Source organism: Prevotella sp. HJM029 (genome assembly GCF_000599605.1).
Lineage (GTDB): Bacteria > Bacteroidota > Bacteroidia > Bacteroidales > Bacteroidaceae > Prevotella.
In genome coordinates this window covers 1-231 of record NZ_AZHT01000175.1, presented here as the reverse complement: position 1 = coordinate 231, position 231 = coordinate 1, and the positions used below count along the sequence as shown (strand labels likewise).

1 pseudogene is annotated in these 231 nt (G+C 37.2%); it reads right to left on the bottom strand.

The features are described from left to right. Window positions 1-36: 36 nt before the first annotated feature. Window positions 37-231 (bottom strand): annotated as a pseudogene (locus tag X919_RS17095) (transposase); the annotation flags it as partial.

Genomic DNA, 231 nt, shown 5'->3' with positions numbered 1-231 from the left:
GGCGTAATGGACATTTGGTAGGCTGGTTATTCCAGCCTACTTTTTTGTATTTATGAATCCATCTATAAACTTCTTCATGTTAGCTTCATTCATTCCATTATGATTATGTAGTGTTCTTTTAAGTTGTGAGTTAAATCCTTCCAACAGGTCTGTTGTATTAGGTATTTGTATATCCGGATGCTCCTCACACGTATAGAGCCATGGCAGATGTGTCTTAATAGAACGTCTTGC